The 15,814-nt window shown below is 40.5% G+C and carries 12 protein-coding genes; all 12 read right to left on the bottom strand.

The genetic code is table 11. From position 1 onward, the window contains the following. Window positions 1-20: 20 nt before the first annotated feature. Window positions 21-893 carry a DNA-3-methyladenine glycosylase family protein gene (locus tag G622_RS0107190; protein ID WP_026510143.1) on the bottom strand — a complete coding sequence of 291 codons (873 nt, stop codon included), beginning with the start codon at window positions 891-893 and terminating at the stop codon, window positions 21-23. A gap of 98 nt (window positions 894-991) precedes the next feature. Continuing rightward, a complete protein-coding gene (locus tag G622_RS0107185; protein ID WP_044957286.1) occupies window positions 992-2,038 on the bottom strand; it encodes a galactose ABC transporter substrate-binding protein in 1,047 nt (348 codons plus the stop codon). After that, on the bottom strand, window positions 2,001-3,170 hold the full coding sequence (locus G622_RS0107180; RefSeq protein ID WP_026510141.1) for a substrate-binding domain-containing protein: 1,170 nt from the start codon (window positions 3,168-3,170) through the stop codon (window positions 2,001-2,003). The genes G622_RS0107185 and G622_RS0107180 overlap by 38 nt, the downstream gene beginning before the upstream one ends. Beyond that, window positions 3,163-5,049: a sensor histidine kinase gene (locus G622_RS0107175; RefSeq protein WP_242832976.1), complete on the bottom strand. Its 1,887-nt coding sequence runs from the start codon at window positions 5,047-5,049 to the stop codon at window positions 3,163-3,165. The genes G622_RS0107180 and G622_RS0107175 overlap by 8 nt, the downstream gene beginning before the upstream one ends. After that, a complete protein-coding gene (locus G622_RS0107170; protein ID WP_026510139.1) occupies window positions 4,967-6,559 on the bottom strand; it encodes a response regulator in 1,593 nt (530 codons plus the stop codon). Before G622_RS0107170 ends, G622_RS0107175 begins: the two co-directional genes overlap by 83 nt. A gap of 70 nt (window positions 6,560-6,629) precedes the next feature. Then, window positions 6,630-6,938, bottom strand: coding sequence for a hypothetical protein (locus G622_RS0107165; RefSeq protein ID WP_026510138.1), 309 nt, complete (start codon window positions 6,936-6,938; stop codon window positions 6,630-6,632). A 197-nt stretch (window positions 6,939-7,135) separates the two neighbouring features. Beyond that, complete coding sequence (locus G622_RS0107160; RefSeq protein ID WP_026510137.1) at window positions 7,136-8,125, bottom strand: galactose/methyl galactoside ABC transporter permease MglC; 990 nt, start codon at window positions 8,123-8,125, stop codon at window positions 7,136-7,138. A 50-nt stretch (window positions 8,126-8,175) separates the two neighbouring features. After that, a complete protein-coding gene (locus G622_RS0107155) occupies window positions 8,176-9,690 on the bottom strand; it encodes a sugar ABC transporter ATP-binding protein (RefSeq protein WP_026510136.1) in 1,515 nt (504 codons plus the stop codon). Between the two features lie 253 nt (window positions 9,691-9,943). Beyond that, window positions 9,944-11,074 (bottom strand): galactose ABC transporter substrate-binding protein, encoded by a 1,131-nt coding sequence (locus G622_RS0107150; protein WP_026510135.1) that lies wholly within the window; start codon window positions 11,072-11,074, stop codon window positions 9,944-9,946. A 282-nt stretch (window positions 11,075-11,356) separates the two neighbouring features. After that, entirely contained in the window at window positions 11,357-12,754 is a 1,398-nt protein-coding gene (locus G622_RS0107145) for a GGDEF domain-containing protein (RefSeq protein WP_026510134.1), read from the bottom strand. Window positions 12,755-12,986: 232 nt separating this feature from the next. Next, window positions 12,987-14,177, bottom strand: a complete 1,191-nt coding sequence (gene mmsB, locus G622_RS0107140) for a multiple monosaccharide ABC transporter permease (protein ID WP_026510133.1) — start codon at window positions 14,175-14,177, stop codon at window positions 12,987-12,989. Next, window positions 14,170-15,723: a multiple monosaccharide ABC transporter ATP-binding protein gene (gene mmsA / locus G622_RS0107135; RefSeq protein ID WP_026510132.1), complete on the bottom strand. Its 1,554-nt coding sequence runs from the start codon at window positions 15,721-15,723 to the stop codon at window positions 14,170-14,172. Before mmsA ends, mmsB begins: the two co-directional genes overlap by 8 nt. Window positions 15,724-15,814 lie beyond the last annotated feature (91 nt).

Here is a 15,814-nt window from a genome sequence, read left to right as displayed (position 1 = left end):
ACAAAGCTTTCTACTTGCTATCATTTCAGTAACTGTTTTGCACCATTCTTTTCATAATAAAAAATATACTGCTGAATGATACCTGCGTTTTCTCCATATTCAGGAAATGGATCTACGCCACCATATTCTTCATCAATAGCCCTTTTAATCCAAACATCGATGGGAGCTCTGCCCATTCTTGAATATGCAAAAAGGCAGACGCAGTTGGACACCTTTATTCCAACCCCATGAACCGTCATAAGCTTTTCAAAAAGTGCTTCATCATCCAGTCTGCAAATCTCCTCAAGGTCAAGCTCTCCACTTAAAACCTTTCTGATAGCATCATAAACATATGGAGCTCTGTATCCAAGTCCGCATTCCTTAAAATCATCAAGGGTGGCACCCGCCATCTGCTCCGGTGTAGGGAATGAATATATGGGATCCTTACAAGCTTCATCAGTACTCCACTCACCATCTTCTTCAAAATGCACGTCTGTTACATCAATTTCACTTCCGAATTTTCTGCATAATGCTTCCACAGCACTTGAAATGGCAGGTATGCTCTTTCTTTGAGAAATGATAAAGGAAACCAGCATCTCCCACTTATCCTGTCTTAAAATTCTGAGTCCCCTTCCAAAGTCTATGGCTTTGTCGGTAAAATCATGCTTACCGTATTCTTTCCTGCATATATCTTCGTAGCTCCTGTCCAGATCAAAATATGCGGTCCAGATTTCTTCCCATTCTTTTTCAGAACAGGACACCTCAAACTTTTTATCTCCGAGTTCTTTTATAAAAACAACATGCTCACCGGTAATAAACATAAAAATCCCGGAACCTGCTTCCTTTACACGGAAACACTGTCCACTTATCTGGATTTTTTTAAGATCAAAATCGTCTCTTACTTCTATTATCATTTAATTACAACTAAACTCCTGTATTTACGAATTTTCTTAAATCAAAGGATCAAACCTGCTTCATTCAGGATTTACAACCTCAAACAACTAAGTAAATCCTACTTATGAATAAACTGCAAAACATTTGAAGCGTCAACCTTCTGATATGGAAGTCTTATATATCTTCCATCCTCCATACCAAGACTGTTTAAAGGCTCTTCCCTTGCCAGCAATATGGAAAGATCATACATGGCTTTAGCCTGACCTTCCTTATCATTGTAAATTGTACCTGCAATGGTCTTATTAACTACAGCTTCAAGTCCCACATCTGTTCCATCAATTCCAATTATGATCGGTCTGTCTACAGCAGAGATCTTTGCACTATTATAGGCATCAACCGCACCAAGGGCCATATCATCATTGTTAGCAAGTACAAGCTCTATGGCCTCGTCATTTCGTTCAATAAGCTGAGCCATCTTAGTCTGGGCCTGGGCTCTGTTCCAATTTGCTATGGCATAGCCCACCTTATCAACATCTATTCCTTCGTCAACCAGCGTTTTTACCGAATACTCTGTCCTTACTATGGAATCCTGGTGCCCTGCTTCTCCCTCAAGGACTACATACTGAATCTTTCCGTCTCCATTTTTATCAGCATTTAATGACTCTCTTCTTATCATGTTGGCAGCCAGTTCTCCCTGCATTATTCCTGACTCAAAGGCATCAGCACCCACGTAATACAGCTTTGGCCACTGTGTAATGTCCTCTTCCACCAACTCTCTGTTGAAGAAAATTATCGGAACATCATTTTTCTTACCAAGATCGATTATGGTGTTGGGAGCAGTCCTGTCCACAAGGTTCACACAGAGTACATCAACGCCCTTTTCGATCATTTTCCGAACCTGCTCATTTTGCGTTATCTGACTCTGGGAAGCATAGGCATACTCAACACTTACTCCGTCCTCAACATTTTCATCAAAACAATCTATAAGCTGCGTAAGAAAGGTATCATACTGATCATAGGCGCATACTCCTATCTTTATTTCCTTATGTGTGGATTGTGTTCTGGCACACCCTGTAAGTGAAACAGATAACACTAGCAAAACAAGAATCCGGACAAAAAAACGGAATCTATTGCATTGTTGTAAAAAGGTATTTCTGATTGTCATCTTTAAAAACACTCTCCTGATTGATAACTCGGTATTCTACAGTCTCATCCTCCATGGGAGATAGTTTGTGTTCCAGCTTCGCTACAGCCTTCTCAACTGCAACATATCCCATTCGAAACTCGTTTGGAACTATCATGCTCACAATTTTTCCCCTATCCAGGTATGAGATATTTCTAAGTGATGTTCCTTCTCCATATATCTCTATAGGTCTTATTAGTTTTCCGTCCTTATCTGTCTCATATTTATAGGCTGTTGATTTTGTTTTGAAGGCATTTTCTATTTCAGCAAAAAACTCCGCAGATGTCTGAAGGCTCTCATCATCCAGCGCAACAAGGATATCTACCGGCTTTTCCTTATAAGTTTCCTTAACAAGATATCCGTTTTCTTCCGGCAGAGTGTTTTCAATGATATTCTCACCGGAGAGTCCAAATGACTGTAAAAAATCCCTGCCAGTCTGGCCGGAGTTTTCACTTTCCTCATAGTTACCCGGCTCTTTATCTGCATCAGCTTTTTTATCAAGAATAATGCACCAAACCGCAGTGGCCTTTTTGACCCTAAGTACATCAAAAAGTCCGTTGAGCCTCTCCTTTGCTGCATTAGTCGTAATTCTATTGCAGATAATACCTATCCTTTTCTCTGATAGTCCGGTCTGATGTCTTAACAGCACCTCATTGCCCAAGGCTCTTCCTATCTGATAATTATCCGGTGCAATAGTGGCAAACTTACCCTCAATATCAACATCAGTCTGGGCATCTGTCCCTGTAAGGGCAAGAACCGCTTTTCCGCTTATGTCTTTTATTGATTCTGCCGTGCCTTCACTGGATACAAGCTCTGTCACAACCGCATTGGCACCATTGATTATCTGATCATCTATAACTGAAAACTCATCATCACCATTTTCAAATTCAGAGGTTGTCACAAGATCAATAATTGCATTGTAATCCGCTGCAGCGCTCTCTGCCCCGGCTATAAATGATGTCCACTTCTCGCTCTGGCTGTTTTCCACCACCACGGAAATATTATAAACATCATCCTCAGAGGAACCACCTACCAGAGAGTATGCAGAAACTATGATTCCAAGCACCAGAAGTATCGTGACACCTATAAAAAACAAGTGCCTGTTCTTATTCATAGCGCAGGCCTCCCTTCTCCAGCATCTCTCTGTTTTCCTCTGTAGCGGGTATTGCCGGAAGATGTATTGTCACCTTTGTCCCTTCATCAGGTTCACTTTCAATATGAAGACCATAGCTATCACCAAATCTGAGCTGAATTCTCTTATGAACGTTTATAAGTCCGACACCTGAGCCGTTCTTGCTGGCTCTCTTGTCTTCAGTCAGAAGATATGGCAGCTTTTCAGAAGGAATTCCATAGCCGTTATCTATTACTTCTATGAAAATATCATCATCCTTACGATATCCCTTAAGAGTTATCTCTCCATCCTCGTCCATGTTCTTTACTCCGTAGTAAATCGCATTTTCCAGAATAGGCTGAACAATAAGCTTAACTGTGAGACATCCCTTAATCTCCGGATCTATTTCATAGTTCATTACAAAGGCATTTTTAAATCTTACCTTTTGTATGTTCATATAATTTTCTGCATGACGAAGCTCATCCTCAATAGGAATAATAGTGCGCCCCTTACTTAGAGACACCCTGAACAGACTTGCAAGCTGGGTTATCATGAAAACCGCTTCCTCGTAATGTTCTCCCTCGATCATCCAGACTATAGAATCAAGTGTGTTATATAAAAAGTGCGGATTTATCTGAGATTGCAAAGCATCAAGCTCACTCTTCCTCTTTTCCTCCTGCTCTATGACTATGTCCTTCATCAGCCTGTTTATCTCATCAAGCGAACGCTGTAGGGTTTTTCCCAGGTGTTCAACCTCATATGTTCCGCCAATATATATTGCAGAATCAGAATTCCCCGCTTCCATGTTTTTAATGGATTCATTTAGCTTTAAAAGAGGCTCTGTAACTCTCCAGGTAACAAGCTGATTCATTATGATCATGGCAAGGCCGGTAAGTGCAGCAACCAGAATAACGAAATATCTGGTACTTTTCATGCCAAGGTAGAAATTTCTTACAGGAGTTACGCTTACAAGCTTCCATCCGGTGTAGCTTACAGTATCGACCACAACTATTCGCTTTTCACCCTCGAAGCTCTCTTCATATACTCCGTCATCATAGCCTGCTGCCTGAGCAAAGTTCTCATCATGAATTCCCAAAGAGATCTGTTCAGCTTTGGGATGGTAAATAAGCTGTCCGTTACCTGTTATGAGATATACATACTGTGATGAATTCGCCTGATTTACACCTTCAAGCATCTGCTGTATGGTCTCATAATTCATGTCCACCAAAAGGACACCCATCCTCGGTTTTCCGCCATAGTTCAGGTCAACCGCACGACTAAGAGATATAACCCAGTGATAACGATAATCCGTTTCATCCATGAAAAGGTTCTGAACATGGGGCGTTGAAAAATGGAGATTTTCCATTTTGTTGAACGCAGTAGTAAACCAGTTTTGTTCCGTGACATTTGCCATTTCTTTTTGCAAGGCTATAGGCGCTGCACTGATGAGATCGCCATTACTTGCAAAAAGGGCAAAACTCACCAGATTATCCTTATTTGCTTCATACAAAAGATTTATCTCAGATGAAAGGTCCTCGCTTTCAAAATCCATATCCTTAATGATGTCATAGTACATGGCATCGGAAATCCTTCGCATTCTTCTAAGGTAATCCTCGATACTGTCCGTGGTCCTTGAGAGCATAAGCAGTGAATTATCCGTCATCATCTGCCGGGATCTTCCCTCAAATCTCTGATACATGGACATCCCCAAAAAGAGCATACAAACTGATGATACCAATGTGAAGGATATCAGGATGATGCTCTGTATTGTGCGGGGATATAACTTAAGCAGATATTTTTTAAGATAATCCCTGTTTGTATTTAGATGGCGATGTTCCGAATTGTTTTTTGAAAACATAGCTAAAATAGTTGGGGTCTCCATAACCGACCTGCTGAGCAATTACGTAGGTCTTTTCGTCTTTTTCTATAAGTAGCTGAAGTGCTTTCTCCATGCGATAATCCGTGAGATAAGTAACAAAGGTCTTACCTGTCTCTTTCTTAAACACAGTGGAAAAATAAGCACTGCTTACTGAAAGTTCCATGCAGACTCTGTCCACTGACAGATCCTGATCAGCATAATGATCATTCACGTATTCTATCGCTTTTTTTACAAAGGACTTTGTGGTGTCGGTACGCTTTTCCCGAAGCAGATTCTGAAGCTTTACGCAGGTTTCCTTGAGCCATTCACAAAGCTGCGTTTTTTCAAGCTGTGAAACCACATCATATACGTCTTCTTCAAGATTAAATACCGTCTCGATTTCAAGCTGATTACCACGCATAAAACGATAAATCTCGCTTATCATTTCCAGCACGAAGAATTTATACTCCGAAACCGACATGTCAGCCGAAGTTCCGCCTTCAATATAATCCTCTACTGACTTAATAAGGGCGGTCTCATCCTCCATTTTGATCTTCTTAAATATCTCATGGAGGTCCATATCCTCTGCTTTACTTTGTTTTACGGCAGGCGGTGCAATCTCAGATATATTGATAGCCTTTGTGGTTCCGTAAAGCACCCTGTATGCCACAGCATCCTTAGCTCCGTTATAGGATTCCTTAAGGTTCTCGATGCTTCCCACAATTTCTCCGATTCCTACTGTGACATTGGCTTTACAAACGGTCTTGGCAAGTCTGCAGAATCTGTCCATATCATCGGTAAATTTATTCTTGGAATCGGTGGAAGTTATCTGGGCTATCAGTACAGTGCTCCCACGGTATGAAAATAGCCTTGCATTATAGGCTGCATCTATTCTCTCTTCTGCCAGTCTCCTGACTGACAAGGATAACAGAACATGACTTACGCCCTCAGGCAGGTCTCCGGTACTGATATGAAGTATTGCAACACAGTAAAAAGGCCCTTCCAATTTTATCTGATAATCCTCAAGGTATTTCGGTATCCTTTTTTCCTCAACCTTACCGTCAAGAAGAGCTGCAAAAAAATCTTCCTGCAAAAGCGGCAGTGATTCCATGTAATAATTGGTCAGCTTTTCCAGGTTCTGCCTCTCATCACGCTCTTTATCAAGAGATTCATGAATTCTCTCAAATACACTTTTGAGCTCACCTGCATCGATGGGTTTTAGTATATATTCCTCGGCCTCAAGTCTTATTGCTTCTTTGGCATATTCGAATTCATCATAGCCTGAAAAAATGATGATACGTATTCCGGGATAAAGTTCCTTCAACCGTTTAGCAAGCTCAAGTCCTGTCATGTAAGGCATCTGTATATCTGTCATTACCACATCAGGTGTGCGAAGCTCCGCAGCTTCAAGAGCTTCAAGACCATTCCTTGCGTATAACGGATCCTCAAATCCCATTTCATCCCAATTAAGTTTTCTTTTTATGGCTTGTGTAACCTCTTCCTCATCATCCACAAGCAATACGGAATATTTCATTTGATCACTTCCTCAAATGTATGAATCATCTCAATACGATTTTCGTTTTTCTAAAGAAAAAAACGAAAATCTAAACATACTTATCTGTTACCTTTTTCCACATAACTGCCATTATTGCGGTGCAGATTATAATCTGCACAAGTCCGGCCAAAGGACTAAATAAAACAAGTCCTGCCATCACAAGTGTGGAAATTCCAAAAAACACAACTATCAGCCCTGCTGCCCTGCAATAGCCATCAATATCCTTCGGAGGCTTTTCCTCTCTACTGCGGACTGACTTGTAATCCTTCAGAACAAGAAGCTTATAGGCATAATAAGCGCAAATAACAAATAATAAAATTGATATACCTGAATTTTGTAAAATTGTATTAAAGTCCATATGTCACTCTCTTTATTTTCATTACATCTATATTTTAGCAAGTTCCGTCAAGTACTCTGCTAATTATAAAAAGAAAATGGGACGATTTCTTCTATATAAGAAGACCTCACCCCATTTTCAATGTTCTTTATTATTTCATTTATGCCCGTGTCAGGTCAATACAAATATTGCATCTACAGGCAAATATCTTAATTAAATTATTTCTTAGCAACGTACTTTCTGATATCAAGTGAAATAGCCACGAAGATAACAATACCGATTGCGATGTACTGTGCGTTTGCATTTACTCCAAGGTACTGAAGAGCAGCCTTTAAGAGTTCGAATACTGCTACACCGATGATAGCACTTGAAACCTTACCACGTCCACCTGTAACTGATACACCACCGATTGTGCAGGCTGCGATAGCTTCCATCTCATAACCGTAACCAAGGTTAACAGATGCACCACCGGCCTTTGCACCGAGCATGAAACCTGCAAGACCATACATCATAGCTGCCTTCATGTAGATGAGTACCATTGTAAGCTTAACCGGAACACCGGCAACCTCTGCTGCCTGCGGATTTCCACCGATTGCATACATATATTTACCATGACGGGTCATGTTGAATATGAACCATGTGATAGCTGCAACTAAAATAGCAATAATTACCAGATAGCTTATTCCGAAGATATTACCTGTTGCAATATCTGTGTACTGCTTTACATATCCACCAAGAGGTGTTGCATTTGTATAGATAAGAGCAAGACCATAAACGATTTCCATCATAGCAAGTGTTGCGATGAATGGCGGAACGTGAAGGAATGCGATAAAGAATCCTGTGATTGCTCCAAAGAATCCTGTAATTGCAAGTACAATGAGAAGAACAACAAATACATTCAAAGGCTTCATGTCAGGGAAGAATTTTCCTGAATAATCCAGCTTCTGAAGAAGTGTACCTGCGATACATGCTGCAAAACCGATCATACGACCTGCTGAAAGGTCACAACCTGCTGTAATAACGCATCCTGCAATACCAAGTGCGATTACAAGTCTGGGTGCCATGTTTGTAAGAATATTTAAGAAGTTACCGGGTGTGATAAAGTTCTTGTTTGTAAAACCTGTATATATAACCAGGATAAACATAACAATGATAACTCCGTTATTTATCAGAAAATCTCTCATTTTCTGCTGCTTTGTCTTTTCCATTTTTATCTCCTTTTTTATCCTAAAAAGCTTGAAATAACCTCTTCAAGGAATCAGTTGAACTGTGTTGCGTAACTCATTACTTTTTCCTGAGTCATATCTGCCTCATTATCGATCTCTCCAGTCTTCTTGCCGTTACACATTACAATCACGCGGTCGCTCATTCCGAGAAGTTCCGGCATTTCAGAGGAAATCATGATGATTGCCTTACCCTGCTTTGCAAGATCTGTCATTATTTCATATATTTCATGCTTAGCACCGATATCGATACCTCTTGTAGGTTCATCCATTATAAGGATATCGGGATCATTTGCCAGCCATCTTGATATGATAACTTTCTGCTGGTTACCACCTGAAAGGTTTGCAATGTGCTCCTGCATGTTTGGTGTCTTAATTCTGAGCTTGTTAATGCTGTCATCAACAACCTTGTTGATTCTCGCATGATCAAGTACAAATCCTGCCTGAAGGAATTTGTTATAAACAGATACGCCAACGTTATCCTTTATGGAAAGACATCCGAAAATACCTCTGGCTCTTCTATCTTCTGTTATCATTCCTATTCCGGCCTTCATGGCATCTCTCGAGGTTTTAATATCAACCTTTTTGCCATGAATCTTAATTTCTCCCTTTGAAATATTTCTTATTCCAAAGATACCTTCCATGAGTTCTGTTCTCTGTGCACCTACCAGACCGCCAAATCCAAGGATTTCACCCTTTCTGAGCTTAAAGGACACATTCTGGAATGATCTTGCATGGATTGAAGATAATCCATCAACTTCCATGATAACTTCACCGAATTCTCTGTCCTTAGGCGGATAGATGTTTGTCAGCTCACGTCCTACCATCTTGGCAATAATGTCATCCATTGACATCTCGGCTGCAGGCCATGTTCCGATATATGTTCCATCTCGCATGATTGTGATGTCATCAGCTATGCGCTTGATCTCATCCATCTTATGGGAGATGTAGATCATGGCAACTCCTCTGCTTCTGAGTTTTTCCATAATCTTGAAAAGTGTTTCAACTTCATTATCTGAAAGAGAAGATGTTGGCTCATCGAAGATGATTACCTTTGCATCGTGAGAAACAGCTTTCGCAATTTCCACTGACTGCATCTGTCCGATTGATAAAGTAGAAAGCATTGCCTTAGGGTCGAAATGCATATCAACTTCATTCAGCCACTTCTCTGTTTCTTCGTACATTGTTTTATGATCAATCACCTGAATAGGTCCTATTTTCTTAACAGGGAACCTTCCAAGGTACATGTTTTCACCGACACTTCTTGCAGGTATCGGCTGCAATTCCTGATGCACCATGGCTATTCCCATTTTCATAGCCTCATCAGGATTATTTATAATTACTTTCTGTCCATCTATAAGCACCTCACCGGCATCCATCTTATAGATTCCGAACAAACATTTCATAAGCGTGGATTTTCCGGCACCGTTTTCACCCATAAGTGCATGAACAGTTCCGGGACGAATTGATAACTGTACGTTATCAAGTGCCTTAACGCCGGGAAATGACTTGGATACACCCCTCAATTCCAATTTGTATTCTGATGCCATAATCCCTCCTAAATTAACGATTAAATAGCCTTCATAACCTCCACCGGCCAGCATGATCCCTTGCCGGGTGGCCTCAATGGTTTGCACTAAATAACAGATAATCCTGCCAAGTGCTTTGCTCAAGTAAATCTTTCGCTATATTCTTTTACAAAATCCGTTCTTCATGTAAATGGTGCGGATACATCCTGTGCATCCGCACCATAAAAGTTTTAACTAAGTAGTTGTATTCGCTTAAAAATACCTCGCTAAGTGATTACTTAACAGCGTCAAGAATCTCCTGAGCGTTGTCAGCTGTAACCTTTACATAGTCACATCCGATGTAACGATCATTTGTACCACCTGTAAGGTAGTTGATAGCTGCATCTGCTGCGCTATGTGACTGTGAGAAGTGATCGTTGAATACTGTACCTGTCATTGTTCCTGCGATAACATCCTCAAGTGCCTCTGAAAGAGCATCAACACCTACAAGATAGATATCAGAACCAACTGTTCTGTTAGCAGCCTGGATTGACTGAAGAGCACCAAGTGCCATAGCATCGTTGTTGCAGAATACAACTTCTGTCTCAGGATGAGCTGAAAGTGCGTTAGCAACAAGCTGCTGAGCAGTAGCCTGATCCCAGTTACCTACCTCGTCATCAAGGCACTCAACTTCAAGGCCTGCATCCTCAAGAGCCTTGATTGAGAACTCTGTACGATACTGAGCATCTACGTTCTCCGGGTCACCTTCGATCATGATGTACTGAACCTTGCCATCCTTGTTAAGATCAACTGTGTCAAGACCAAGATCAACGATGATCTCACCCTGGTATGTACCGGACTGACGAGCATCACATCCTACATAGCATACGTTCCAGTTGTTATCTTCCCATCTCTGCTCTTCGTCTGCATCGGGCTCACGGTTGATATAAACGAGCGGGATGTTAGCGCCAACTACAAGGTCTGTAATTGTTGCAGCTGATGAAGAGTTAACAGGGTTGATGATAAGTACGTCAACACCACTTGTGATAAAGTTCTGAATCTGGTTTGTCTGAGTTGCCTGATCGTTAGCACCATCAACGATTGTGATGTTGTCAGCTGTAAAGCCCTGTGCTACGAGGTAGCTCTGAAGTTCGTTTCTGAAAAGTGTCATGAAGTTATCAGAGAACTGATAAATACATACACCAACCTTCTTATCTGCCAGGTCGCCGCTTGCTGCGTTTACAACCTCTTCTGCTGTTTCCTCAACTGCATCAGCAACTTCTTCTGCTGTATCAGCTACTTCCTCTGCAGCTGATGAAGCTGTACTTGCTGCGTTGTCAGCTGTGTTTGATGCTGATGAGCAGCCTGCAAGCATTGACATTGAAAGTGTTGCCACTGTCAAAAGACTTACTATTTTCTTTTTCATAATTATTGTGTCCTCCTATACATTTGTGCATCCATTCGTCAAAGTGCACATGTTTTTGTTTACAGTGGATATTTTATCAGTACAAGTTTTCATAAAACATAGAGAATTCTTCTCTCGTTCTTGAAAATTCTATGCAAATTAGTGAAAATCAAATATTTTTCCTTATTTACAGAGGAATTTTTATATATAGTGCTTAGCCAGGCAAAAGCTCGTAAAGAAACCCTTTAAGTACTTTTGCTCAAAAAAACACCGGGCTTGAATGCCCGGTGCGTCATAAAATATTCAACCTCTTCTTTTTTCAGGATACTTTTCAAAGAATGCTTCTTTTTCCTCAAGTGTCTGTTTATTTGCCAGTCTGAGAGCTTTCCTTAAGTCTCCTTCAGTGTTATCAAAGGAATAGCCTATCGCAAAATAAACTCCTTCTGGATTACTTCCCCTTTCTCTGACCTTCTCTATCTTTTCTATAAAATCCTTCTCACAGGCATTTTCACATATAACTGCAAATTCTTCACCGCCTGATCTGAACACTTCTGTTTCATCAAAAACATCAAGTAAAATCTCTCCTGCTTCCTCAAGAGCTTTGTTCCCGGCGTCATGGCCGTGATTATCATTCAGAGCCTTAAGTCCGTTCATCTTGAAAAATGCCACACCGAAGGGACTCTTTACCCACTTTAGCTGCTCTGCATATTCATCAACCACTCTGTTCATGGCGGCACGGTTTCTTACACCCGTTCTCATATCCACACTAGTGAGCCATTCCAGACGGTTTATGAATTGATTATTTGCCATTTCGGAGGACAGGAAAAGTGAAAGTATTTCCAAAGTTTCTTTAATTGTAAGGGCATTATCCACATTGAAATCAGATAATAAAATATAACCCAAAACTCTCTTTCTCTGTAATAAAGGCATAAGACAAAGGCTGGTGGTATTCTCAAGCCTTAGCTTATTGGCCCACTCCGGCATAGTCTCCTCTATTCTCTCAAAATCATCCTTATTCCTCATAATAAAGCAGTCACTCTCACCTATAAGCTCTGCCCATTCATCAGCTATACTGTATGGTACTGTCATAGCAAAGTGACCTGCTGCAAAAATATCATTATTACTGCTTTGACTTATTATTTCAGCCTCTTCCTTATCAGGATTTATAGAAATTACACAGGCAGATGACGCTCTTGTATACTCCCTGATGCTGTCAATTACCTGCTTTAGATTTGTCTTAAAATCATTGTCATTTCTAAGTTCAAGGCAGCTCTTTATAACAAATCCGGCTATAGTTGGCGAAATTGTTGAAAATTTGCCGGCATCCATCTCCTTTGTAAGCTCATATATAAACTGACAATATCCGGTTTTGCCATCTTCCTCAGGCTTTAAAGGCAAAAGAAGATTCTCTGACCATGCTCCAAGCATCTTTGTAGTATTCACATAGGTATGATATTTCTCTCCTTTGAAAGCTACCCTGTAGCACATGTCTTCAAACTCAGGTTCTTTAGGGATGTACTTTGTATAGAGTTCTCCCTCCACGTCTTCACCTGTCATACTGAACTTTTCATTAGTAGCAAAAAGTCTGATCTCTTCAAGTTCACCATCGTCATTTCTGGTTACTGAGATAATGGCACAAGGGTTCTCTACTGACTGAGCTATTATTTTGTATTTCTCATAGGTAGATTTTTCCGGATTCATTAGCCTGCCTCCTGATTTAACTATAAATCCAATAATTCAGGGATTCATTACTTGCACATAAGAAATCTATGTTTATTCTACCACATAACAATATTCGGAATAGTAAAAAGAAAATAAAGAAAGCTGTTACACCTATCCGTATGTAACAGCTTTCTGCAATTAAACCATATTATAATGCAAATTTACAGGCATAATCGTGTAATGAACCTTTAGCACTATCTTCTAATTAATATCAGTTCTTTACGATCATCTTTCCGCCGCGCTTGGAAACAACATCAAAGATAACTGCTGCCAGAAGAACGATACCCTTTACCACCTTCTGCATGTTTGCATCGACACCCATAAGTGACATACCAAGGTTGATAACACCCATAAGAACCGCACCAACGATAACTCCGGGAACAGTTCCGATTCCACCGTAGGCAGAAGCTCCACCGATAAAGCAGGAACCGATAGCGTCCATCTCGTAGTTCTGTCCATATGTGGGCTGTGCAGATGTAAGTCTTGCAATTGTGATCATTCCTGCAAGGGCTGCAAGAAATCCCATATTTGTATAAGCAAGGAAGTAAACCTTGTTTGTGTTGATACCTGAAAGCTTTGTAGCCTTTTCATTTCCACCAACTGCGTAGAAATAACGACCTACTGTTGTGTTGCTTGTGATGTAGCCATAAACAAGAACTACAACAAGAACCCAGATAAGTACTGTAGGAATACCCTTGTGCTGAGCAAGCTTGTAGGAAAAGACAACAATAACTGCTGAGATTGCAACAAGCTTTGCAATAAATGCACCAAACATCTCAACCTCATAGTTCTTTCTTGTTCTCTTCATACGATTGCTAACCTGAATCATAATGAAAAGAGCAGTTGCAACAAGACCTGCAAAGAAGCAGGTAAGGTTAAGAGTTCCGTTACCAATGAAATCTTTAACATAACAGTCAGCACCACCACCAAAGAGGTTTACGAAGAATGTCTTATCCTTGATTGAAACTGTAAGCCCGTTAAGTACTACGTTTGAAAGTCCTCTGAAAACAAGCATTCCTGCCAGTGTTACGATGAAAGGAGGAATTCTTACGAATGCAATCCAGAATCCCTGGAATGCACCGATTGCTGTTCCGATGATGATCATTACGATTATTGCGATCCAGATTGGTACATTTAAGTTGACCATCAAAATCGCTCCGACAGCACCTACGAAGCAGACAACTGAACCAACTGAAAGATCGATGTTACCACCGGTCAATATACAAAGCAGCATACCTGTTGCAAGAACAAACACGTAAGCGTTCTGTGAAATCAAGTTACTAACATTCATCGGCAGAAGGATAGCTCCGCCTGTTCTCCAAGAAAAGAAAGCAACAACTATGATAAGTACAATTATCATGGTGTTTTTCTTTAAAAAGCCAAGTATCTGATTCTTACTCATGTTTAACCTCCTTATTTCCGGCTGACTGTAAGATATAAGTCATAATTTTTTCCTGAGTTGCATCTTTACCATCAAGTTCCCCGACCATTCTGCCTTCGTTCATGACATAAATTCTGTCGCACATTCCAAGAATCTCAGGCAACTCAGAGGAAATCATGATCACTGATTTACCCTCAGATACCAGCTGGTTAATAATGCAATAAATCTCGTATTTAGCACCTACGTCAATACCTCTTGTAGGCTCATCAAGTATCAGAATTTCCGGGTCTGCGAACATCCACTTTGCAAGCAGTACCTTCTGCTGGTTACCACCGGAAAGATTTCCGACATTCTGCTCAACTGTAGGAGCTTTAGTGTTGAGCTTTTTCTTATAATCCACAGCTACCTGATACTCTTTATCCTTGTTTATTACTTTTCTGTGGCTTACCTCTTCCAAATTGGCAAGAGTTGTATTGATCTTTATGGGATTGGTAAGGATAAGACCATTACCCTTTCTATCCTCTGTTACATAAGCAAGTCCATGCTTTATGGCGCTCTGTACGTTCTTAAGATTAACCTCTTCTCCATTTATAAGGAGCTGACCTGAAATGTTTTCGCCATAGCTCTTTCCGAAAATACTCATGGCAAGTTCTGTTCTTCCCGCTCCCATAAGTCCTGAGATACCAACAACCTCACCTTTTCTAACGTTGATGTTGACATCCTTTACGACTTTTCTATCCTTATATAATGGATGGTAAACATTCCAATTCTTTACCTCCATCATTACTTCGCCGATATTGTGTTCTCTCTTGGGGAAACGGTCTGAAAGCTCACGGCCAACCATTCCCTTGATTATTCTTGATTCTGAGAAATCATCAATACCTTTTGTCATGGTCTCAATTGTTGAACCATCTCGGATAACCGTTATCTTATCTGCAACATAAGAAATCTCGTTCAACTTATGAGAAATAATGATAGATGTAAGTCCACGCTCTTTCTTAAGCTTCAACAAAAGATCCAGCAATGCTTTTGAATCAGTTTCATTAAGCGATGATGTGGGCTCATCCAGTATGAGAAGTCTCGCATTCTTTGAAAGTGCCTTTGCTATCTCTACCAGCTGCTGCTTACCAACACCGATATCCTTGATAAGAGTTTCCGTACTGTCCTTTAATCCGACAATATCAAGATATTCACGTGCCAGATCACTGGTCTCATTCCAGTTGATTCTGAACTTTGTTCCTCTTTCATTTCCAAGGAACATATTCTCTGCAATTGTCATATATGGAATAAGTGCAAGCTCCTGATGAATGATAACGATTCCTTTTCCTTCGCTATCCTTAATATCATTGAACTCACACACTTTGCCGTCATATATAATATCGCCTGTGTAGGTTCCATACGGATAAACTCCGCTTAGTACATTCATCAGTGTGGATTTACCTGCTCCATTTTCACCTACCAGTGCGTGAATTTCGCCTTCTTCAACCTGGAGATTTACATTATCCAGGGCTTTCACACCGGGGAAAATTTTGGTGATACTTTTCATCTCAAGTAATATCTTCGCCAAGTTAACCCCTCCTTTTCCTATTATGCTTTTCCATTATTAAGATACCCAAATATATTTTTTCGTGGTTAGAGGCGGGTTAAATAACCCGCCT

Origin of the sequence: Butyrivibrio sp. LC3010, from assembly GCF_000424385.1 — a bacterium.
In the GTDB taxonomy this organism is placed as follows: domain Bacteria; phylum Bacillota; class Clostridia; order Lachnospirales; family Lachnospiraceae; genus Butyrivibrio.
This window is presented reverse-complemented; position numbering and strand designations above follow the sequence as displayed.

Excerpts from the sequence above, each read along its gene's own strand:
- G622_RS0107150 (WP_026510135.1), bottom strand. The coding sequence starts at position 11,074 with ATGAAAAAGAAAATAGTAAGTCTTTTGACAGTGGCAACACTTTCAATG.
- G622_RS0107160 (WP_026510137.1), bottom strand. The coding sequence starts at position 8,125 with ATGGAAAAGACAAAGCAGCAGAAAATGAGAGATTTTCTGATAAATAAC.
- G622_RS0107155 (WP_026510136.1), bottom strand. The coding sequence starts at position 9,690 with ATGGCATCAGAATACAAATTGGAATTGAGGGGTGTATCCAAGTCATTT.
- G622_RS0107190 (WP_026510143.1), bottom strand. The coding sequence starts at position 893 with ATGATAATAGAAGTAAGAGACGATTTTGATCTTAAAAAAATCCAGATA.
- G622_RS0107180 (WP_026510141.1), bottom strand. The coding sequence starts at position 3,170 with ATGAATAAGAACAGGCACTTGTTTTTTATAGGTGTCACGATACTTCTG.
- mmsB (WP_026510133.1), bottom strand. The coding sequence starts at position 14,177 with ATGAGTAAGAATCAGATACTTGGCTTTTTAAAGAAAAACACCATGATA.
- G622_RS0107175 (WP_242832976.1), bottom strand. The coding sequence starts at position 5,049 with ATGGAGACCCCAACTATTTTAGCTATGTTTTCAAAAAACAATTCGGAA.
- G622_RS0107170 (WP_026510139.1), bottom strand. The coding sequence starts at position 6,559 with ATGAAATATTCCGTATTGCTTGTGGATGATGAGGAAGAGGTTACACAA.
- G622_RS0107145 (WP_026510134.1), bottom strand. The coding sequence starts at position 12,754 with ATGAATCCGGAAAAATCTACCTATGAGAAATACAAAATAATAGCTCAG.
- G622_RS0107185 (WP_044957286.1), bottom strand. The coding sequence starts at position 2,038 with ATGACAATCAGAAATACCTTTTTACAACAATGCAATAGATTCCGTTTT.
- G622_RS0107165 (WP_026510138.1), bottom strand. The coding sequence starts at position 6,938 with ATGGACTTTAATACAATTTTACAAAATTCAGGTATATCAATTTTATTA.